The organism is Staphylococcus sp. CoH_129_LAB_1 (assembly GCF_058191515.1).
Map to the genome: position 1 here is coordinate 8,940 of NZ_JBXWKZ010000017.1, position 997 is coordinate 9,936.

General features: G+C 32.7%; 1 pseudogene. It reads right to left on the minus strand.

The features are described from left to right. A pseudogene (locus AC2FB1_RS06560) lies at nt 1-894 on the minus strand (hypothetical protein); the annotation flags it as partial. Nucleotides 895-997: the final 103 nt, after the last annotated feature.

A 997-nucleotide genomic window follows, 5' to 3' on the forward strand; every position in this document is an offset into this window, starting at 1 on the left:
GTTATTTGAAGTCTCTGATTGGATTGCTCGGCGTTGTGCTTCAAGTGCTTCTGTTTCTTCCTGCTTTTTATCTTTTGCTTCTGTTTCTTTTTTTGCTTCTTGGATTTCTTGTGCTTGTGGTGATTCATCCGCTAAGTTATTTGAAGTCTCTGATTGGATTGCTCGACGTTGTGCTTCAAATGCTTTTGTTTCTTCCTGTTTTTTATCTTTTGCCACTGTTTCTTTTTTTGCTTCTTGGATTTCTTGTGCTTGTGGTGATTCATCTGCTAAGTTATTTGAAGTCTCTGATTGGATTGCTCGGCGTTGTGCTTCAAGTGCTTCTGTTTCTTCCTGCTTTTTATCTTTTGATACTGTTTCTTTTTTTGCTTCTTGGATTTCTTGTGCTTGTGGTGATTCATCCGCTAAGTTATTTGATAACTCAGTTTTAATTGCATTTTGTTGTGCTACAATCTCTTCCGCACTATTATGTTCATTATTAAAATAATTGTTTTCTTTCACTATAGTTTCATCTTTAGCCTGTTGAATTTCTTGCGCTTGTGGTGATTGGTCAGCTAAGTTATTTGAAGTCTCTGATTGGATTGCTCGACGTTGTGCTTCAAGTTCATCAGAAGAAACACTTGTATTTTTTCTGTTTTTTAATTCTTCAATTTTATGTTTTACATTATCAATTGTTTCTTCTGTTTGTTGTTTAATACTATAATAATTATCTTTAACTTCTTGTTCTTTTGCTTTTATATCATCAATTTTTTGATTTGCTTTATTTTTAGTTAAAAGTCCAATAGTTGAGCCAATGATAGCACCAGTAATGAAGCTAACGATAAAATGTTTACGAGACTTAAATTTCGGATCATTATAATAAGTTTTATTATCGATTTCTCGATTAGTGTTACTAATAGCTCGATTTGAGAAACTTTGATTATTATAGCTCTCATAATCATCGCGATTATAATGTGGCGTACTAACAAAATTGTTTTGATTTGGTTGATTAGCTCCACGT